The 19,630-nt window shown below is 67.1% G+C and carries 19 protein-coding genes and 2 pseudogenes; 3 read left to right on the top strand and 18 right to left on the bottom strand.

Annotated elements, in window-relative coordinates; translation table 11 throughout:
• Positions 1 to 241: 241 nt before the first annotated feature.
• The 4 genes and pseudogenes from VL129_RS17195 to VL129_RS11410 form a co-directional block, all read right to left on the bottom strand.
• Positions 242 to 823 (bottom strand): annotated as a pseudogene (locus tag VL129_RS17195) (methyl-accepting chemotaxis protein); the annotation flags it as partial.
• A 273-nt stretch (positions 824 to 1,096) separates the two neighbouring features.
• A pseudogene (locus tag VL129_RS17190) lies at positions 1,097 to 1,861 on the bottom strand (MCP four helix bundle domain-containing protein); the annotation flags it as partial.
• 197 nt (positions 1,862 to 2,058) lie between these two features.
• Positions 2,059 to 3,123, bottom strand: a complete 1,065-nt coding sequence (locus VL129_RS11415; protein ID WP_139182006.1) for a methyl-accepting chemotaxis protein — start codon at positions 3,121 to 3,123, stop codon at positions 2,059 to 2,061.
• Between the two features lie 648 nt (positions 3,124 to 3,771).
• Positions 3,772 to 4,713, bottom strand: a complete 942-nt coding sequence (locus VL129_RS11410) for a class I SAM-dependent methyltransferase (protein WP_039560412.1) — start codon at positions 4,711 to 4,713, stop codon at positions 3,772 to 3,774.
• A gap of 65 nt (positions 4,714 to 4,778) precedes the next feature.
• On the opposite strand from VL129_RS11410, the gene VL129_RS11405 reads away from it, so the two are divergent.
• The 3 genes from VL129_RS11405 (at position 4,779) to VL129_RS11395 (ending at position 6,424) form a co-directional block, all read left to right on the top strand.
• Entirely contained in the window at positions 4,779 to 5,501 is a 723-nt protein-coding gene (locus VL129_RS11405; protein ID WP_325412939.1) for an SIMPL domain-containing protein, read from the top strand.
• 124 nt (positions 5,502 to 5,625) lie between these two features.
• Positions 5,626 to 5,985, top strand: a complete 360-nt coding sequence (locus tag VL129_RS11400) for a VanZ family protein (RefSeq protein ID WP_052237615.1) — start codon at positions 5,626 to 5,628, stop codon at positions 5,983 to 5,985.
• Positions 5,986 to 5,998: 13 nt separating this feature from the next.
• Entirely contained in the window at positions 5,999 to 6,424 is a 426-nt protein-coding gene (locus VL129_RS11395; RefSeq protein ID WP_027591217.1) for a DUF2141 domain-containing protein, read from the top strand.
• 135 nt (positions 6,425 to 6,559) lie between these two features.
• Here the strand turns inward: VL129_RS11395 and VL129_RS11390 are convergent, their stop codons facing one another.
• From VL129_RS11390 to VL129_RS11325, 14 genes are all read right to left on the bottom strand, one after another.
• A complete protein-coding gene (locus tag VL129_RS11390; RefSeq protein ID WP_325412938.1) occupies positions 6,560 to 9,121 on the bottom strand; it encodes a DUF6701 domain-containing protein in 2,562 nt (853 codons plus the stop codon).
• A gap of 3 nt (positions 9,122 to 9,124) precedes the next feature.
• The gene (locus VL129_RS11385; RefSeq protein WP_325412937.1) at positions 9,125 to 9,502 is read right to left on the bottom strand and encodes a pilus assembly protein MshP; all 378 of its coding nucleotides are present in this window, start codon (positions 9,500 to 9,502) and stop codon (positions 9,125 to 9,127) included.
• Positions 9,492 to 10,460 carry a PulJ/GspJ family protein gene (locus tag VL129_RS11380; RefSeq protein WP_325412936.1) on the bottom strand — a complete coding sequence of 323 codons (969 nt, stop codon included), beginning with the start codon at positions 10,458 to 10,460 and terminating at the stop codon, positions 9,492 to 9,494. The genes VL129_RS11385 and VL129_RS11380 overlap by 11 nt, the downstream gene beginning before the upstream one ends.
• 1 nt (position 10,461) lies before the next feature.
• Positions 10,462 to 10,839, bottom strand: a complete 378-nt coding sequence (locus VL129_RS11375) for a prepilin-type N-terminal cleavage/methylation domain-containing protein (RefSeq protein ID WP_414705194.1) — start codon at positions 10,837 to 10,839, stop codon at positions 10,462 to 10,464.
• Positions 10,840 to 10,988: 149 nt separating this feature from the next.
• Complete coding sequence (locus VL129_RS11370) at positions 10,989 to 11,432, bottom strand: pilus assembly FimT family protein (RefSeq protein WP_325412935.1); 444 nt, start codon at positions 11,430 to 11,432, stop codon at positions 10,989 to 10,991.
• A 102-nt stretch (positions 11,433 to 11,534) separates the two neighbouring features.
• Positions 11,535 to 11,990 (bottom strand): type II secretion system protein, encoded by a 456-nt coding sequence (locus VL129_RS11365; protein WP_039560420.1) that lies wholly within the window; start codon positions 11,988 to 11,990, stop codon positions 11,535 to 11,537.
• Positions 11,991 to 12,028: 38 nt separating this feature from the next.
• Positions 12,029 to 12,511: a prepilin-type N-terminal cleavage/methylation domain-containing protein gene (locus VL129_RS11360; RefSeq protein ID WP_325412934.1), complete on the bottom strand. Its 483-nt coding sequence runs from the start codon at positions 12,509 to 12,511 to the stop codon at positions 12,029 to 12,031.
• Positions 12,508 to 13,752 carry a type II secretion system F family protein gene (locus VL129_RS11355; protein WP_325412933.1) on the bottom strand — a complete coding sequence of 415 codons (1,245 nt, stop codon included), beginning with the start codon at positions 13,750 to 13,752 and terminating at the stop codon, positions 12,508 to 12,510. The genes VL129_RS11360 and VL129_RS11355 overlap by 4 nt, the downstream gene beginning before the upstream one ends.
• Positions 13,752 to 15,467 (bottom strand): GspE/PulE family protein, encoded by a 1,716-nt coding sequence (locus tag VL129_RS11350; protein ID WP_325412932.1) that lies wholly within the window; start codon positions 15,465 to 15,467, stop codon positions 13,752 to 13,754. The genes VL129_RS11355 and VL129_RS11350 overlap by 1 nt, the downstream gene beginning before the upstream one ends.
• Positions 15,464 to 17,071: a pilus (MSHA type) biogenesis protein MshL gene (gene mshL / locus VL129_RS11345; RefSeq protein WP_039606151.1), complete on the bottom strand. Its 1,608-nt coding sequence runs from the start codon at positions 17,069 to 17,071 to the stop codon at positions 15,464 to 15,466. The genes VL129_RS11350 and mshL overlap by 4 nt, the downstream gene beginning before the upstream one ends.
• Positions 17,068 to 17,397, bottom strand: a complete 330-nt coding sequence (locus tag VL129_RS11340) for a Type II secretory pathway component (protein WP_325412931.1) — start codon at positions 17,395 to 17,397, stop codon at positions 17,068 to 17,070. Before VL129_RS11340 ends, mshL begins: the two co-directional genes overlap by 4 nt.
• The gene (gene gspM / locus VL129_RS11335) at positions 17,390 to 18,031 is read right to left on the bottom strand and encodes a type II secretion system protein GspM (protein ID WP_027591228.1); all 642 of its coding nucleotides are present in this window, start codon (positions 18,029 to 18,031) and stop codon (positions 17,390 to 17,392) included. Before gspM ends, VL129_RS11340 begins: the two co-directional genes overlap by 8 nt.
• Entirely contained in the window at positions 18,024 to 18,626 is a 603-nt protein-coding gene (locus VL129_RS11330; RefSeq protein WP_027591229.1) for a PilN domain-containing protein, read from the bottom strand. Before VL129_RS11330 ends, gspM begins: the two co-directional genes overlap by 8 nt.
• A complete protein-coding gene (locus VL129_RS11325; protein WP_325412930.1) occupies positions 18,626 to 19,501 on the bottom strand; it encodes an MSHA biogenesis protein MshI in 876 nt (291 codons plus the stop codon). The genes VL129_RS11330 and VL129_RS11325 overlap by 1 nt, the downstream gene beginning before the upstream one ends.
• Positions 19,502 to 19,630: the final 129 nt, after the last annotated feature.

The raw sequence follows: 19,630 nt of genomic DNA, 5'->3' as shown, positions 1-19,630 counted from the left end.
ATGCAGGGCCGGGTTTACCCCGGCCGGCGGAGGGAGGGAACGGCGCCGAAGCGTGGGCATTCAGCCCCGTTGGCCGGCGTAAAGCCGGCCCTACAAGATCCCTGCGGTGTTCACGGGCATGTAGGGCCGGGTTTACCCCGGCCGGGAACGGCGCCGCAGCGTGGGAATGCGACCCCGCTGGCCGGCGTAAAGCCGGCCCTACAAGAGCCATCCAAGACTCGCGGCCAGGGAAAAGCCTGACTCAGAGCTGAAAGCGACTGGTCAGCCGGTTGAGGTCGGTGGCTAGGCGGGCCAGTTCGTCGCTGGCCGCCGAGGTCTGCTGGGCGCCGGCGGCGCTCTGCTGGGCGATGTCGCGGATGGTCACCAGGTTGCGATCCACCTCGCGCGCCACCTGCGCCTGTTCCTCGGCGGCGCTGGCGATCACCAGGTTCATCTCGTTGATCTGGCTGACCCGCTCGGCGATGCGCGCCAGCGCCTGGTCGGCCTGCCCGGCCATGCTCTGGCTGCGCGTCGCCACTTCACCGCTCTCGTGCATTTCCCGCACCGCCGCCTGAGTGGCGGCCTGGATGGCGCCGATCATGCGTTCGATCTCCTGGGTCGAGCTGTGGGTGCGTTGCGCCAGGCCACGCACCTCGTCGGCCACCACGGCGAAGCCGCGACCGGCCTCGCCGGCGCGTGCCGCCTCGATGGCCGCGTTGAGCGCCAGCAGGTTGGTCTGGTCGGCGATGCCCTGGATCACCACCAGCACCTGGCCGATGGATTCCGCCTCGGCCGCCAGACGCTCGACGGTCGCCGCCGTCTGCCCCAGCTTGCCGCCCAACTGGTCGATGCTCTCGCGGGTCGCCGCCACCTGGCGCAGGCCATCGCGGGCTTCGCGCTCGACCTCGCCGGAGGCCGTCGAGGTGCGCGTCGCGTTACCGGCCACTTCGTCCACGGCAGTGGACATCTCGGTCACGGCGGTGGCGGCCTGCTGCACTTCGTCATTCTGGCGGGTGATGCCGCGCGCGGTGTCGTCGGTCACCGCGTGCAGCTCCTCGGCGGCCGAGGCCAGTTGGGTGGCCGAGCCCTGGATGCGCTGCAGGGTATCGCGCAGGTTCTGCTGCATCTGTTGTACCGAACGCTGCACCTCGGTGATTTCATCGCGACCGACCGGATGCAGCGGCTGGGTCAGGTCGCCTTCCGCCACCCGGCCGGCCGCCTGCTTGAGGGTAGCCAGCGGCCCGAGGATGCTGCGCAGCAGCAGCGCCGCCAGGCCCGCGCCCAGCGCCAGCAGCCCCAGGATGACGCCGATGGTGACCAGCCGATTGGTCTCGTAGCGGGCGACGGACTCGTCGTACACGGCACGGGCCGCCTGGAGCTGAACATCCATCAATGCGTTGATGGCCGCGGAAATCGGATCGATACGCCCGTACAGCTCGGTGTCGACGAACTGCTGCAGATCGAAGGAATTCTTGCTGCGCAGGATCTCCCGCAGGTTGGCCAGCGGGGCGCGCAGCTCCTGCATCATCGGGTCGATGCGGGCCACCAGTTGCTGCTCTTCGTCCAGCAGCAGGGTCTCCAGGTAACGCTTCCAGGCGCGGTCGATCTCGCCCTGCGCCTTGTCCACTTCGCCCATGGCCTGCTCATAGGACATCAGCCCGAGGTTGGCCTTCTGCGCGGCATCGACAATCTGCACGGCATACATGTCCGACACCACCTTGAGTTCGCGCAGCGGGACGATGCGGTCCAGGTACATCGAGTTCAGCCCCACCAGGCTGCGTTGCTGGGCGACCAGCGACACCACGCCAGTGATCAGGGTACCGAGCAGCATCACGCCGACCAGCAGCAGCAGACGGGTGCGTATGGTCCAGTTTTGCAACATGGCCTTCTCCTTGAAGTGAACACGGCGAAACGCCGAAGCAAATCGGGGCTTCGGCCCTCGGAAGCTTCCCCAGAGGGGGCACGCAGGCGCTGGCAGTCGGTTTATAGGGTTCTGGTAGCCCGCCGCAGCGGGTCCGACGCGCCGTTATCGGCAGCAGATGCCGAAAATTGAGTCCATTTTCGGCACCCCCACTCGATCTAGAGCTGGAAGCGGCTGGTCAGGCGGGTCAGATCGGTGGCCAGGCGCGTCAGCTCGTCGCTGGCGGCCGAGGTCTGCTGGGCGCCGGCGGCGCTCTGCTGGGCGATGTCGCGGATGGCCACCAGGTTGCGGTCCACTTCGCGGGCCACCTGGGCCTGCTCCTCGGCGGCGCTGGCGATCACCAGGTTCATCTCGTTGATCTGCCCGACCCGTTCGGCGATGCGCGCCAGGGCCTGGTCGGCCTGCCCGGCCATGCCCTGGCTGTGCGCGGCCACTTCGCTGCTTTCATGCATTTCCCTGACGGCAGCCTGGGTGGCGCTCTGGATGGCGCCGATCATCCGTTCGATCTCCTGGGTCGAACTGCGCGTGCGCTGCGCCAGGCCGCGCACCTCGTCGGCCACCACCGCAAAGCCGCGTCCGGCGTCGCCGGCGCGGGCCGCCTCGATGGCCGCGTTGAGGGCCAGCAGGTTGGTCTGGTCGGCGATGGCCTGGATCACCACCAGCACTTGGCCGATGGACTCCGCCTCGGCGGCCAGCCGCTCGACGGTCGCCGCCGTCTGGCCGAGCTTGCCGCCCAACTGGTCGATGCTTTCGCGGGTCGCCGCCACCTGGCGCAGGCCGTCGCGGGCTTCCTGCTCGGCGTCGCTGGACGCCGTCGAGGTACGCGTGGCGTTGCCAGCCACCTCGTCCACGGCGGTGGACATCTCGGTGACCGCCGTGGCGGCCTGCTGGACTTCGTCGTTCTGGCGAGCGATGCCGCGCGCGGTGTCCTCGGTGACCGCGTGCAGTTCCTCGGAGGCCGACGCCAGTTGGGTGGCCGAACCCTGGATGCGCCCGATCAGCGTGGCCAGCTGCTCCTGCATTTCGCGGGTGGCGAACAGGATGCTGCTGCGATCATCCGCCGCCACCGGCAGCTTCTGGGTGAGATCGCCATTGGCTATCCGGCGCAGCGCCAGCGCCGCCTCGGCGGGCTCGCCGCCCACCTGACGGAAGACGCCACGACCGACCAGCAGCGTGGCGCCAGCCACCAGCAGCAGGGTGGCCAGGCTGATGAACAGGGCCATGCGCGAAGACGCATCGAGCCCGGCCACCAGCGACACGTAGCCGGCATCGGCTTCCTGGTCGCTTTGCTTCACCAGTTCCAGCAACGGACCGCGCAGGGCGCGCCAGGCCGGGGTTTCCTGTTCGACCAGCAGCAAGCGCGCCTCGATGAGCTCGCCGACCCGGACTCGCTCGATGACTTGCGCCTGGAGCGGCGGCCAGGCACGCAGGTGGCGCCGCAGCGTCTCGGCATCGGCGACATGCTCAGGATCGTTCGCCAACAGGGCGACCAGCCGCTCACCGGCGGAATTAAGGTTTTCCAGGGCCGCCTGATGGTTCTTGTACGCCTGTTGATTCGCAGGATCGATCAGGATGTTGCGCAACGCCTGCCCCATCTGCAGGCCGTTGGCGTAGGCCTCGGTGGCCAGCTGGCTGAGCGCCACGTGATGCTCCACGAACTCGACCAACTGGTCCTTGCCGCGCTGCGCGTAGAACAGCGTCACCGCTGCCAGTACCAGCACCCCGAGCACGCTGGCGCAGCCCAGCAGCCACAGACGCGCCTTGAGCGTTTGCGTGCGGTTATCCATCACTCCCCCTTTTGTACTGGCGAATGGGCCTGGCGTGGCCCGTTAGGGCGTTTATCGGAAACAAACGGCGAAACTTGACGCATGTCACGACGCGTCGCGGAAAACCAGTGCCTTCAATCCACCGTGCGGATCGATATCGGCGAACTCCGGCGGGTTCTCCAGCCGCTGCTCGAAGCGCAGGCTCGGCGCCTCGCTGGCCATACCCTCGATCAGGAAAGCGGCGTCGATGTCCGGCGCGTTGATGCAAGCCAGCACCCCTCCGCCCGGCGTCAAAAGCTCCGGCAGCTTGCGCAGGATCTTGGCGTAGTCGCGGGTCAGCGCGAAGCTGCCCTTCTGGAAGCTGGGCGGGTCGATGATGACCAGGTCATACGGCCCTTCCCGGCGCACCCGGCCCCAGGACTTGAACAGTTCATGGGGCAGAAAGCTCACCCGCCCCAGGTCATGACCGTTGAGTCGGTGATTGTCCCGGCCGCGCGCCAGGGCGGCGCCAGCCATGTCCAGGTTGACCACCCGCTCGGCGCCGCCGGCCAGGGCCGCCACCGAGAAGCCGCAGGTGTAGGCGAAGAGGTTGAGCACCCGCTTGCCGGCCGCATTGTCGCGCACCCAGCGGCGCCCGTAGCGCATGTCGAGGAACAGCCCGCTGTTCTGCTTGCGGCCCAGATCCAGCTGGTAGCGCAGGCCGTCCTCGGTGATCTGCCAGCCGTCCAGTGCCTCGCCGACCAGGAACTCGGTCGGGCTGCCGGGCTGGTAACGCAGGTGCAGCAACAGATGACGGGCACCGCTGCCCTGCCAGGCAGCCGACTCGCCTAGGCGCAGCAGCAGCGCGCGCAGCGCCTCAAGGCCGTCGCCCTCCGGCTCGCGGAACAGCGACACCAGCAGCACGCCTTCCAGCCAGTCGACCGTAAGCTGCTCCAGACCCGGCCAGCAACGGCCGCGACCATGCAGCAGGCGGCGGGTCTCGGCGGGCGGCGAGACCAGCGCATCGAGCACACACTGCTCCAGTGTGGCGAGGGCGTCGGGGTTCATTGGCGGTGGCACCTGCAAAAAAAAGCCGGCATTGTACTCGCCTCGCTGCCTACCGGAGAGCCACCATGCCCGTGACCCGTTTCGGAATCGTCCCCACCCTTATCCTCGGAGCCGCGTTGGCCTTCGCTGGCTGGTCAGTGGGCCAGGGTATCGAGCGTTTTCGCCTGGCAGACCGTTCGGTGACCGTGAAGGGGCTGGCCGAGCTGGACGTGAAGAGCGACTTCGCCATCTGGACCCTGGGCTTCCGCCGGGGCGGATCGAGTTTCGACGAAGTGCAGCGCCAGCTGGCCGCGGACCGCCAGCGGGTGGTCGCCTTCCTGAGCGAGCAGGGCTTTACCGCCGAGGAGATCGAGGTGCGCCCGCTGCAGGTGCAGGACCTGCTGGCCCGTGAATGGGGCAACAGCGACGTGGCGCTGCGCTTCACCGGCCAGGGCCAGGTGCTGGTGAAGTCCTCCCGCGTGGATGCCGTGGCCAAGGCCGCCAACGCCAGCGATCCGCTGATCCAGGCCGGCATCCAGCTGGAGAACCCCGACGGCTTCGCCGGACCCCGCTACCAACTGCGCGGCTTCAACGAAGTCAAACCGCAGCTCCTCGAAGAAGCCACCCGCAACGCCCGCGAACAGGCCGCCAAATTCGCCGCCGACGCCGGCGCCACCCTGGGCGATCTGAGAAACGCCAACCAGGGCGTGATCCGCGTACTCGACGACGACGGCAGCGACATGGACAGCTCGCGCACCATCGGCAAGCGCCTGCGTGTGGTCAGCACCTTCCAGTTCGCCCTGGAGTGATGCGAAGCGGCCCCGGTGGGCGACCGTCCCTGTGGGGCACTACCCTGTAGGGCCGGCCTCACGCCGGCCGGAATACACCCGCCGCCTGTACCCGCTGCTTCCGCTTTCACCGCAAGGACCACCCATGCACCTGCTCCACCGCATTCCCCTTTCGCTCTGGCGCCTGGCCTTCACCGCCTGCCTGCTTGCCGTGCTGGTGCTCGCCCTGCTTCCCGATCCCGACCCACGCCTGAGCACCGGCTGGGACAAGGGCAACCACCTGCTGGCCTTTGCCAGCCTGGCGTTTCTGGGCTGCATGGCGCTGCGCGGCCGCTGGCTGATGATCACGGCGGGCCTGCTCGGCTATGGCGTGCTCATCGAGCTGCTGCAGGGCCTGACCGGCTACCGGTTCGCCGAATGGGCCGACCTGCTGGCCGATGGCCTGGGCATCGCCCTCGGCGTGCTGGCTTACGTTGTGCTGCGCCCCCGTGTTTCCCACCCTTGAAGGACCTACCACCATGTTCCGCCCAGTCTTCCTCCTGCTCCCCGCCCTGCTCGCCAGCGCCACCGCCTTGGCCGACAACCGACTGACCATCGAACTGACCGGCATCCAGCACGACCGCGGTGAGCTGAGCGTCGGCCTGTACCAGGATCCCAAGACCTTCCGCAAGGAACCGCAGGCGTTCCAGGTGCACAAGCTGCCGGCCACCCCGGGCACTGCCACCCTGACCCTGGAAAACCTGCCCGCCGGCCGCTACGCGATCATGGCCTACCACGACGAGGACGGTAACGGCGAACTCAACCGCCGCTTCGGCATGTTCCCCACCGAAGGCTACGCGCTGTCCAACAACCCCACGGTGATGGGCCCGCCGAGCTTCGAGGACAGTGCGTTCGAGGTGGTGGAGGGTGGGGAGAATCGGGTGGTCTTGGAGGTGAGGTACTAAGGCGGTGCCGGCCTCCGGACCTTTAGGGGCGGCTTCAGCCGCGATGCTTTTGTGCGCCCCGGCCCACGCGCATCGCGACTGAAGTTGACTCCACGGAAGGCAGGCCGGATTGCCGAACTTCGTTCACAACCCAGCTCAGCGCCCGATCACCTCGCGGCGGAAGATGATCTTCTCGTTTCCCTTGTAGATGCCGAAGGTGGCTAGGCCGCTGGGGTTCTCGAAGCCATCGCCCTTCCAGTCGTATGTCAGCCAGTCGGGGACCTGCGGCGTGACGACTACGCTCCCTTCGCCACCCGGGCCGGGAGCGGTCAGGCGGATCACGCCCCTGCCCTGGGCCAGCGCTGAAACCTGCGCCTGGGTTTTGCCCTCCAGTTGTCCGGTGTACGAACCCAACTGCACACCGGTGATCACCGCGCAGGCATCGCTGCCATCCGGCACGAAGGCATTGCCGGACTGCCAGGTTTCCACCTGATAGGGCAGATCCAGCGGTGCGTGCTCGGGGCCATGGGCGTTGCCTACCCGGATACGCCCCAGCCGAATCTCACCGCCCGGCGCCTGAAAACCGAATGGATCGGACTCGAAACCCACGCAACCGGCGGCACCATGGCAGGTTGTCTGATCGCCGTCCTCGGCGTAGGTAAGCTGCCCGGCGGGCAGCGCCAGCACCAGCTCCGGCGAAAAGGGCGCATCCACCACCGGCTGAGGCCCGTTGGGATGGCGCTCATAGCGAACCTGGCCATCCATCCGGTAGAGCCGGCCGCCATCCCCGGCTGAGCCATCCGGTTGCAGCTCGAACGTGCCCACCCTGAGCCGGGTGGCATCCTGGAGCTGGCCTGCGGCAAATGTCAGCACCGGCTTCAGTTGCGCATTCAGCTTCCAGGCGACCCGGTCATGGTTGCGCGTTACCGTACCGTTGCGGCTCATTCCGGTAATCGTCAGTTCGGGAACCCGCGCGTGTGCAAAGTCGATGTCCTCGCCCTGATAGCTGAATCCACCACCGGCCATGCACCCCGGCGCAAGCGCCGGGGCATTCAGCCCCACCGCGAGATAGGCCGGAGCAAAGCGGCCAAGGACAGGGCCCTCGCTGTCAAAACCGGCTCCCCCGAGGTAGGCCGCACTGCGCACATTGATCCTGAAGCTGCCGACCTCGTACAGCTTCTGGTCCTTCAGGACATGAGTCCCCCCCAAGGGGTGCGCGTAATCCGCCCGTTCCAACACCCCATCGACGCCAGCCGCCGGCGTGACGACCCTCGCGTCCAGCTCCAGCGTGCCCACAAAGTTCGGCGTCGGCGGCGCCGCACAGAGGTCGGCCTGGGATGGGCTGGCCGCCACGCCCACCGGGGTGACGCGCAGATCGAAGGGGTCTCCCGCACGCACCGGTTGCCCTTTGGGCGCAAACAGCGGGCAATCGACTGTGCTGCAACCCGGCCCATCGGCCTGAATGCAGACGCCATAGGGGCGAGAAGCCAACAATGTGCTCCCCCTCATCTCCAGTCCTTCCTCTTCCCCGCTGCCCACAAAGCGGGCATGTAATTGCACGGCCCCCGCATCGTCGTAACGAACCTGCAGAGGACTGGTTGCCTGGTTATCGAAGGTCAGCGCTACCGGCGTCGCTGCGCTTGCGGCGCCGCCGATCGGCTTGGCGTTGATCTGTACCGACTGGGTACCGGAGACCGGGTTGTCGTAACTCGACCAGAACGCGATCTCCCGCTGGCTGCCGGCAAAACTGCCGTCCGCTACACAGGCGCCACTGGCTCCATCCAGGCGCAATGCCTGCAACGCGGCGGCTTCTGGTTTGCCGGCGATCAGATTCGGTACGGCGAGCCGGAAACCGCTGCGCAGGATTTCCAGCCCACAATCCCCGTTGCTGCAGCGATAGGAATCGCCGACCACCCCCAGTTGCAGCGAGCCAGGTATGCGTTTCAGATAGGCCGTGGCCGTGTCGCTATCCACAAACGTCACCGTGCCGTTGCCGAGCCAGCGATTGGTCGGCGTCACGGTCAGGGTTTTGGTCACCGGCACAGTGCGCGAACAGTTGGCATCGGCACAGGCGCGGATGAGTACCGGGATGGGTTCGCAGCTGAACTGCGGTGTGGGGAAGGACAGACGGTAGTGGTCGACCACCATCCCACCGCCGGGCGTGCAAAGGTCTCCAGAGGAAAATCCCTGCGCCGCCGCCTCGTCATAAACGATGACATCCTTGACCTTGGTAGAGATGCTCCCTTCCGCCGTCATGGCCCCTTCGACCCGCACGTCCGGGTTGGCGCTGATATTTTTCGTCGCGTAAATCAGGGCATTGATTCGGTTCTTCGTGCCGATGTCCAGATTGCCACGCACCACGATCAGCAGATCCTCGGCCGATCCATTGATATTGATTTCGGCATGGGGCTGAAAATCGGTATCGCCATCAATGAAAATCCGTACCGGACGCCCTTTCGTTACGGTGATTTCCGCGCCGTTATCCAGTCTTCCACCTCGGTAGAAATAATCTCCCGAGACGAGGTAATCCTCCCCCTTGGCAGGGAAGCTCTTGTACTCGACCCCGGGCTTGTCCATCACGGAAAGATCAAGCCTGGCCACAGTCCCGGGGGTGGCATCCTGAGGAAACACGTCCGCGCAGAGCGCCGCAAAAGCGCTCCCGCTGAAACTGCCAAGCAGCAAAACCATGCACAGCAAGGCACGCGGCGTACTTCTCATCCCTTACTCCCCAACCAGCGCCGAGACACGCCGATATACATGATCCGGCCCACCTGGCTGCCCCCATTGCGCTTCGGATTCCACTACGTGGATAGTCGGCCCATCGTCCTGACAGACCACTGTCACAGCGAACTCCAGCACGTTGAAGGACTCGCTCGCCGGGCAGGCGTTATCAACAAGCACCCGATACATCCCCCACTCCAGCCCCGCCCGTGCCGCCTGGTAGGCGCGGGCCTGCTGCAGCGCCAGGCTGCTGGTGCTGTGCTGGGTCGCAGCCAGGCGGGCCATGGCGGCGACCACGCCGGCAATGACGAGGATCAGAAACAGCGCGGCGACCAGGCCGAAGCCGCGCTGGCGACTTGAAGCAAGTTCAGGGGGCATTGTCGACGTGGACCTGCTGTACGAGGCTGATGGTTTCACCGTCGCGCGTCAGGGACAGCCGCAAGGTGACAAGAGCGTTACGGGCGTGGCTGCCAGGCTGATAGGTAAAGCCACTTCTGGCGCAATCCACATGGTCGGCCAGCAGCGGCTGGCCGGAATAGTCGTAGCCATTCGACAGGCTGGAAAACTCACCGCGTGTCAGCCGGCGGCCATTGCATTGATAACCCACAACCCTGTCGGCCAGAAAGAACCGCTTTTGCGGTGAGGCATAGCGGAAACTGAAAGGCGCTGTCACGGCATTGTCGAAACGAAGCTGTTGCGGCTGAGCCCCATCAGCTGAGGCGGGAACCAGCTCCGGTTTTCTGCCGGTGATATCCAGAATGCTCCCCGGATTGGGCAGTGGTGTACCCCAGATCTCATCTGGGTTTGTGTTGTAAATGATCAGCCATCTGGCGTCAGCAATACTGATCGGTGCCCCCGGCAGTTCCAGAACGCATTTCTTGTCGGGCATGGTCGTGCAATCCCCCAAACGCGGCGGATCGAAACGTGGACCATCCGGTTGCAGCTGGTTGGGCTGATAACGGCCGCCTTCGCTGATTGACAGCAGCTCAAGCGTGGAACAGCCGAATTGGGCATTACATGCCCCCCGGGTACGCACCGAGTTGGGCACGGCCCCGCGAATATCCCTGGCCATGCGGTTCAGCGCGGTGGCCGCCTGATCGGTCAGTTCCGCCCGGCGGCTCTGATCGACAAAGCCCTGCAACGGGCGCGACAGCACGGTAGAGATCAGCACCGCCACCACCCCAGCCAGGGCGATGACCAACACCAGTTCGACCAGTGTGAAGCCGCGCTGCCTTGAGCGTAGGGAGGTCAAGGCATGGCCTTGGCCGCCATGGTGGCTGCAAGGCCGCTTGGTGGCCAGGAAAGCGCTGACCTCCCTGCGGTGCGGGGAGCGCATGTCAGTAATCCGTCCGCCAGCCATCGAGGGTCAGGGTTCCTTGTGCAGGGTCGGTTACGGTTACGCGAATGCGCTTTGCGGGCACAGGGGCGCCGGACGGGCCCAACTGAAGCGTCTCGATTCGCGCCTGGACCCGGTAGGCATCCAGTTCGTCAATCGGCTGGTCATCAAGGCCCTTGGGAGGCTCCGGAGCTATGTCAATCAACTGGTCGTACGGGGTCAGGTGGAGCCGTTCCAGGTACCCCTCCGCAATCGCCAGGCTCTGCTGGCGCAGCATGGGATCGGCGGAACGCGCGGTGATCGAGGCCATGGCGCTGAACAGCGCGGTGGCGGCGATGCCGATGATGACGATGGTGATGATCAGCTCGACCAGGGTCATGCCGCGCTGGCTGGCCGCATGGCTGGCACCCGGGCCCGCCACCGGCGGTCGGAGCTCGCAAGGAACCGTGGGAGCGGACTTGTCCGCGATGCGGTGCGCACCGAACCCAGCAGCTCGCGGACAAGTCCGCTCCCACAGGGGGCGCATACTCATGGCGTCACCTCGACAAAGCCCGTTTCGTGCACGGTCATCATGAAGGTGCCCCCGACGGTGGTGCTGTGTTGCTTACTCGTGCCGCCGCGGGCGTCGAAGACCACCTTCAGCGCCGGGACCACGGACACACTGCGTGGGTTGCCGGCCTGGTAAGGACCGCCGGCCGGGTCGGCGACCGACGCCTCAGGCGCCAAGCCGCCGCAGGTCGAGTGATGCAGCAGCCGATAGCCCGCACTGTCCAGCTCGACCCGAATCGGGCAACCGGAGGCCACGGCCACCTTTTGCGCATAGCGCACGGCGGCCAGGGCCTCCTCGAAATAGACCCGCTCGTCGAAGACATCACGGGAAAAGAAACGCGGCCCCGCCACGGCGGCGAGGATGCCGATGACGACCATCACCAGGATGAGTTCGACGAGGGTGAAACCGCGTTGTGTCTTCATAAGGCATGAACCCGACGTGGGGTTGTCAAGACGCAGCCTTGGCCACCGTGGCGGCCGCGCGGTGGACAGAAACACGCTGCCCACCTATCAGCTACCAAAGAATTAGCAGTCATCGTCCACTGCGATGCTTGCCGGAGTAACGGGATCCGTACTCGTATCAGCAGCGGTGTAGGTCACTTTGCAGGTACTCGCAGCGGTAGCCTCGCCACCATTCGGTGCGAAATACAGGACGCCGGCAGACCCAGCAGCGTCGGCGGAAACTTCCACGCCATCTACTTGTGCAGCAGCAACGATGCCCGCCCGAGTCGCCGCCGGGTAGCCACCGACCATGGCGATGGTTACCCCTTCCAGAACTACCGGGCCAGTTCCTGCCAACTCCGCAGCATGCGCAATCGCCGCCGCCGAACGCAGGCTACCAGCCACGCCTTCCACCGCAGCAACCCGCGCCTGGCCCCCAAAATCCGCAAACCGCGGCAACGCAAACGCCGCCAGAATGCCTAGTACCACGATCACCATGATCAGCTCGACCAGGGTGAAACCACTCTGTTGCTTCTTCATATAAAGCTCCCCCTTTGGGTGTGTTTAAAAAACAAATGTCATTCGGCGACGGTAACCGCGCCGGTGCGGGTGTCGTACTCGATGCTTCGCGTGTCGCGCTGGTAGCGGTAGCGGCACAGCGGCGCAGCGAATTCGCTGAGATAGGCGGCGCTGCCGCGCACGGCCACGCTGGGTGCGGAGCCGAGCAGCACGCCGCGCCAGAGCTCGGCGCAGCCTTGCGCGCCGGGTCCGGAGGCGGTCGCCACCGGCCAGCCCAGTTCGTTGACGTCCACGTCGCCGTCGCCGAAGCCGGCGACGTTGTTCAGTCCGCCGCGTCCGCTAGCGCGGTTCAGTTCCCACTGGGCGCGCACCATGGCCACGCCGGCGGCCAGGGCGCCGGCGGTGCCGTTGACCGAGGCGGCCTGGGCATCGTCGGTGGCGCTCATCAGGCGCGGCAGCGCCACGGCGGCGAGCAGGCCGACGATGACGATGACCACCACCAGTTCCAGCAGGGTGAAGCCCTGTTGCGCGTCCCGGCTCATCGCACCCCCTTGGTGGCGGCGGAAAGTTCCCACATGGGCAGGAACACACCCAGCGCCAACACCAACACCATGCCGCCCATGGCGACGATGAGGATCGGTTCGATGGAGTCGGCCAGGCGCTTGAGGTCGTAATCGACCTCCTGCTCGTAGAAGTCCGCGACCTCGATGAACAGGTCATCCAGGGCGCCGGTCTCCTCGCCCACCGCCAGCATCTGCAGTACCAGCGGGGTGAACAGGCCGCTGGCCACGGCGCCACGGGTCAGGGATTCGCCGCGCTCCACGCCGTCGCGCATGGCCAGGATGGCCTGGCCGATGTGGCGGTTGCCCACGGTGTTGCTGTTGATGGCCAGGGCCTGCAAGAGCGGCAGGCCGGCGCGGTACATCATGGCGAAGGTGCGGGTGAAGCGTGCCAGGGCGATGCGCTCGAAGATGCCGCCGACAATCGGCAGGCGCAGCTTGTAGCGGTCCCAGAGGCGCGCGCCGGGCTCGGTCTGCAGCCAGCGCAGCAACAGCACCAACCCGCCGGCCAGGACCAGGGCGATCAGCCACCACCACTGCTGGGTGAACTCGGAAAAGCCGATAAGGATGCGCGTGGGCAGTGGCAGCTCGCTCTTGAATTGGGCGAACACCTTGGAGAACGCCGGGATCACCAGCAGGTTGATGACCACCAGCGCCACGCCCATGGCCAGCAGCACGAACAGCGGGTAGCGGGTGGCCTGCTGGATGCGCTTGCGGGTTTCGCGCTCCATGTCCAGGTAGCCGGCCAGCTGCTTGAAGGCCAGGTCCAGCTGGCCGGTGTTCTCACCGACGCTGACCATGCTGATGAACAGCGGCGTAAATACCCTGGGATGGCTGGACAGCGCCACACCCAGGCCGTTGCCGGCTTCCAGGTCGGCGCGCACGGCGCGCAGCACTTCGCCGAAAAAGGGGTTGCGGGTGGAATCGGCCAGTCCGCCCATGGCGCGCAGGATCGGCACGCCGGCCTTGCTAAGGCTGTGCATTTGCCGGCAGAAGATGATCAGTTCCTCCAGCGACACCCGCTCGCGGCCCAGCAGACGCCTGAGCTGGCGCAGCAGATTGGTGTCGCCGCCCACGGCGGATTCGGCCTGGGCCTCGATGGTCAGCGGCGTGATGCGCTCGGCCAGCAGCTCGCCGGCCAGCGCTTCGGCGCTCGCCGCCTGGCGTACGCCGCTGACCTTCTGGCCCTGGGCGTCGCGACCGGTGAAGCGGAACGCGGCCATCAGTCGAATTCCTCCACCAGACTGGCGCTGACGCGGAACACCTCATCGACGCTGGTCAGCCCGGCCAGGGCGTAGTCCAGCGCCACCGCAGCCAGCGGACGGTAGTGGGGTTGCCGGCGCGCCGCATCGACGAACGCCTGCGGGTCGTTGCGGCGCAGCGCGGCGGCCATGGCGGAGTTGACCTCCAGCAGTTCGTAGACGCCGATGCGCCCCAGGTAGCCGGTGTTGTGGCAGTGATGGCAGCCGCGGCCGCGCACGAAGCACCGACCGTTCAGCAGGCGGCCATGGATGACTTCCAGCCAGCGTTGCTCGCGCTCCTCGGGCGCGTGCTCCTCGCGGCAGTGTTCGCACACGCGGCGCACCAGGCGCTGGGCCAGCACGGCGTTCAGGGCATTGGCGACCAGGAACGGCTCGGCGCCCATGTCGATCAGGCGCAGCGGCGAGGTCAGCGCGTCGTTGGTGTGCAGGGTGGACAGCACCAGGTGGCCGGTCAGCGCGGCGCGCAGGGCGATCTCGGCGGTCTCGCCATCGCGGATCTCGCCGACCAGCACGATGTCCGGGTCCTGACGCAGCGCGGCGCGCAGCACGCGGGCGAAGGTCAGCTCGATCTTCGGATTGACCTGCACCTGGCTGATGCGCGGCAGGCGGTATTCCACCGGGTCTTCCACGGTGATGATCTTGGTTTCGGCGCTGTTCAACTCGGCCAGGCCCGCGTACAGCGTGGTGGTCTTGCCCGAGCCGGTCGGGCCGGTGACCAACACCAGCCCGTGAGGACGGCGCAGCAGCTGGCGGAAGCGCTCGAGCATCTCCACCGGCATGCCGGTGCCGTCCAGGCTGAACACCCCGGCGCTCTGGTCGAGCAGACGCAGCACCACCGATTCGCCGAACTGCACCGGCAGGGTCGAGACGCGCACGTCCAGGTTGCGGTTCTTTACCCGGATGTTGAAGCGGCCGTCCTGGGGCAGGCGCTTCTCGGAGATGTCCAGGCCGGCGAGGATCTTCAGGCGCATGACCAGCGCCGAGGCGATGCGGGTTTCCTTGATCAGTTGCTCGTTGAGCACGCCATCGATGCGCAGGCGCAGGCGCAGCACCTTGTCGTCCGGCTCGATGTGGATGTCCGAGGCCTTCATCTGCACCGCGTCCTCGAACAGCGTCTGCAGCAGGCGCACCACCGGGGCGTCCTGGTTGTCCTGGCTGATGCCGCCGAAGTCGAAATCGGCTACCTCCAGGCGCTCGTCCAGCTCGCCGGCCAGCGAGGCGATCTCGCTGCTGCGCCGGTAGATGCGGTCCAGCGCGGCCAGCAGGTCGGCCTCCAGCACCACCGCCGGATGGACACGCTTGCCCAGCAGGCGCTCGGCCTCGTCCAGCGCATAGAGGTTGAGCGGATCGGCCATGCCCAGCAGCAGGCCGTCGCCCTGGCGCGACAGCACGATCACCCGGAAACGCCGCGCCACCGCCTCGGGCAGGCTCTGGGTCAGGGCCGGGTCGAACTTGTAGTGCGGCAGCTCGACGAACGGGATGCGCAGCTGCTCGGAGAGCGCCTTGAGCAGGCGCGTCTCGCTGATGAAACCGAGGTCGACCACAGCGCGGCCGAGCTTCACGCCGGTGCGCTTCTGCTCCTGCAAGGCACGCTGCAGCTGGGCGTCGTCGATCAGCCCGGCCTCGATCAGCAAATCACCGAGCCGCACGCGGCCCTGGCGGAAATCCTGGTTCATCGCCGGCCGCTCTCGTCGAAGGAGCGCGCACTGCTCTGCAGCACCTCGTGCCAGGTCTGGTCGCCGACCACCAGCGGACGCATCAGGATGACCAGCTCGGTCTGCGTGGAGACCTTGCGCTGCTGCTTGAACAGCCAGCCGAGCCCGGGCAGGCGGCCCAACCACGGGACCTGCGCGTCGGTGTTGTCGGCGCCGTTCTCGATCAGGCCACCAATTACCACCACCTGGCCGCTGCGCGCGCGCACGATGGAGTCGGACTGGCGGGTGGTGGACAGCGCCAACGGCAGCAGGAAGGTGTTGCTGGAGCTGCCCAGCTGGATGCTCTTGTTCTGGTCCTGAACGCGGCTGACGGTGGGTCGCACGTGCAGGGTGACCTGCTCGCGCTCGTCGATCTGCGGCGTCACGTCCAGGGAGATGCCGGAGAAGAACGGCGTCAGGGTGATGTCCAGGTCCGGGGCGGTGCCGCCGCCGGCCAGGGTGGTGGTGGTGGTGGACACGTCGGTGACGAAGAACTCGTCGGTGCCGACCTTGATCACCGCCTTCTGGTTGTTCAGCGTGGAGATGCGCGGGCTGGACAGCACGCGCACGTCGCCCTGGGTTTCCAGCAACTGCAGGATGCCGTCGAAATCACCGACGCTCAGCGCCGCGCTGAACACACCGCCGATGCCCTGGGCGCCGGCCAGCTCGGCGCCGGCCAGGGCCACACCGAAGCGGCTGTTGCGCTCGCGGCCCAGGTCGCTCCAGCGGATGCCGGCCTGGAATTCGTCGGTCAGGCTGACTTCGAGGATCTTGGTTTCCAGGATCACCTGGCGCTGCAGGTTGCGCTGCGCCTTGTCGAGGAAGTCGGCCACGCTCTGCTGGTCGGCGCTGGAGGCGCGCACCACCAGCAGGCCGGCCTGCGGGTTGACCACCACGCTGTTGCCTTCCTCGGTACCGATGATCATCGCCACCACGGCCTGCACTTCCTTCCAGAAGTCGGCGTTGCTGCTGGTCAGCAGGTGGCTGGCGCTCACCGTACTGGCGGTGCTGCTCGTGGTGGTGCCGGCGGCGCCGGCGCCGATGCTGTCGCTGGTGGTCACCTGGCCGGAGCTGACCCGGGTGTCGCTCATGCCCTGGCGCTGCACGTTCAGGTAGTTGAGGTCGTAGGTACGGGTGATCGCCTGGTTGGGCTGGATCTGGTAGCCGTAGCTGGTGCGCCGGTAGTCGTAGCCGTAGCCGTCGCGCACCGCGGCCAGCACTTCCGGCAGGGTGACCTGGCGCAGGCTGAGGGTGATCTCGCCGCTGACCTGCGGCGGCACCAGGATGTTCTGCCCGGCGCTGTCCATCAGGCTGAGAAAGAAGGCGCGCGCCGGCATATCGCTGACCAGCACGTCGAAACGCGGCGCAGCGGCGCTCGGCGCAGCGGGCACGGGCGGTTCGACCGGGGCGCCGCGCGTGGCCGGCAGCGGTGCCTGCAGGGCGGCCTGGCTGTGGGCGAGGCTGTCCTGGAAGGACCGGGCGGTCTCGTCGGCCAGGCGCCGTTCTCCGTCCGGGAAGGATTGGCAGGCACTGATCAGGACGAACAGGCCGAGCAGGCCGAAGCGCGGGGCAAAGGAAAAGATCATGGCGTGTTTCGGCTCGGAGTCAGAAGGGGAGAAACCAGGTGCAGGGTGCTGCGCCGCCCCTGCCGCTCGACGCTCACCGAGCGCGCGCCGATGGCCAGCACGCGGGCACCGTCGACGCGATCACCGACTCGCAGGGTCTGGCCGTTGATCACCGCGCGCGCACTATCGGCGGTGCGCAGGATGGCCTGCAGGCGCAGTGGTTCGAGAACCGGCGCGGGCTGGTTGGCAGCGGCCGGCAACGCCTGGCGCGGCGGCAGGGTCGGGTCGGCGGCGAACAGGGGAATGCTCAGCAGCGACAGGGCGAGGGACAGGCAGGACCTAAACACCGAGCCACCCCGCATGTCGGCTGAGGGTATAGAGCTCCAGGCGGATGCTCGCCTTGCCCGGCCCGGCTTCGCCGACCCGGTAGTCCAGGCTGTTCCAGTGCAGTTGCCAGCCACTGGCCTGCACGGCTTGCAGGTAGGCGAGCAGGTCGAAGTAGCCGCCTTCCAGGGTCAGGCGCAGGCCGTGGCGATAGAGCACCGAGGGGGCCTGTTGCGCATCCGGCAGGCTGAGCGGGGCGCTGAAACTCTGCAGCTCCACCAGACGCAGGCCGGATTGGCGACGCAGCAGGTCTTCCAGCAGCTTCTGCATGTCGGTGGGCGAGATCAGCCGGGCCGTGCCGCTGTCGATCCCGGCGAAGATCGCCTCGCGTCGGGCCTCGGCCTCGCCGATGGCCTGGCGATAGCGGGGGTTGGGGTCGGCGGCCAGGCGTTCATCCAGCTGGCGCATGGCCGCCTGCGCCGCCGCAATGCCCTGCTCCACCTGGCGCAGGCGTTGCTCCTGAGCAACCGTACGCGCCGCCAGGGGCGCGGCCAGCCACTGCACGTACAGCAGACCAACCAGCGCCAGGCCGACCAGATACATCAGCCACTGCTCACGCGGCGCCCGCTGGCGCCAGAACTGCACGAGGCTATTCATCGCCCGGCTCCTGCTCGACCTGCGAAGCCAGGCTGAAGCGCAGCAGACCGCTGTCTTCACGCTGCACCTGCAGCTGGGCGAACTCACGGCCCTGCAACGCGGGGCTGCCACTCAGGCTGGCCAGGTAGCGCGGCACCTGGGTCTGCTCCTGCGCCAGGCCTTCCAGACGCAGCAGCTGTCCGCCTTCCCGCATGCGGATACGGGTCAGCCACAGCCCCTGGATGTGCCGGTCGGCCAGCCCGGCCAGAAGCGGCGCGAAGCCCGCGCGATGCTGGGCTTCCAGGGACAACAGGTGGTCCGCCAGCTGCTGGAGGCGCTGGTTGCCGGATTGCAGCTCGGCCAGCCGCTCGCTCAGCCCGCTGTCCAGTTGCGGCTCGCGGAAGCTGGCCTGGCGGTTGAGCAGCTCGGCTTCCACGGCACGGGACTGCTGCTCGGCGCGCGCCAGGGCCTGGCTGCCGAGGTGGCTGCGCCACAGCGTCCAGCCGCCATGCAACAGCAGCAGACACGCCAGCACGGCAAGGCCCAGCAGCATCTGCCGGGGGCGCGGACCCGACGACTGGGGCGTTTCCGGCTGGTAGAGGTTGATGTTCTGCATCAGGCGGCATCCTGGCGCAGCGCCGCGCCGATGGCGCCCAGGCATTGCACCTGCTGCAGTTCGGTCAGCTCGGCGGCCGGCTGCCCGGGGAACAGCTCGCGCAGATCGACCACCTGCAGCGGCGTGGCCAGCCCGTAGGTCAGCTCTGTGCGGGCCTCGGCGGCCTTGTGCTTCATGGGCAGCAGCAGGATGCGGTTGAGCCGGCCGGCGCCGATCTGGCTTTCGAAGTAATCCAGACTGCGCTGGATCTCCAGGGTCATGTTGGCCAGGTCGTCGACCCCGCCCCGCGCGCCCTGCTCCAGGCGTCGCGCCATGTACAGGTCGGCGCCCTTCTGGATGCAGATCATGCTTTCCGTTGTGCGCAGGCGCAGCACGGCGATGTTAAGGTCCGGCGCCCCGGCCAGCAGGCCAAGGTTGCGGTAGGCCATTTCCGAGATGTCGATGCTGGTCAGTCGCAGGCCGCTGCCACGCAGCCAGGCGGCGTACTGGTTCATCTGCGCCTTGCCCAGTACGGCGCAATAGGCCATGCGCATGCGCCCGCGATAGGCATCGGCCGGCAGCGCGAAGCAATCCAGCACGACCTGGTCCAGCGGCTCGCCGAGCATGTCCTTGACGCGCCAGCGCATGGCGTCGCGCAGCTCATCGACGGGAACTTCGGGGGCTTCGAGGAGGAAGGTACGGTAATCGGCGGAGTGCAGCACCAGGTTGGCGGGCAGGCCGGACAGGCCGAGCTCATCGACCAGCGCCTTGAGCACGGCGGCACGCTCGGGCAGTTCGGCTTCGCGATACACGCAATGCAGCAGTTCCGGTGCCTGGCCGGCACGCCTGCGCACCTGCGCAAGCGCAATGCCCTGATGACTGAATTCCAGGCCCACCAGTCCGTCTGGCAGGGGCTTCGTCCTTTTCAACCACGCCACTGAGGCTACCTGTCAAAGACCGTTTCGCACCACGCCTTCCTGCGCGTGCTGCGAGCGACTACTGCTGACGATGCGGCCTGCCAACCT

Source organism: Pseudomonas sp., from assembly GCF_035497915.1.
In the GTDB taxonomy this organism is placed as follows: Bacteria; Pseudomonadota; Gammaproteobacteria; order Pseudomonadales; family Pseudomonadaceae; genus Serpens.
The sequence above is the reverse complement of the archived record's forward strand: the minus strand, read 5'-3'. Positions and strand labels throughout refer to the sequence as shown.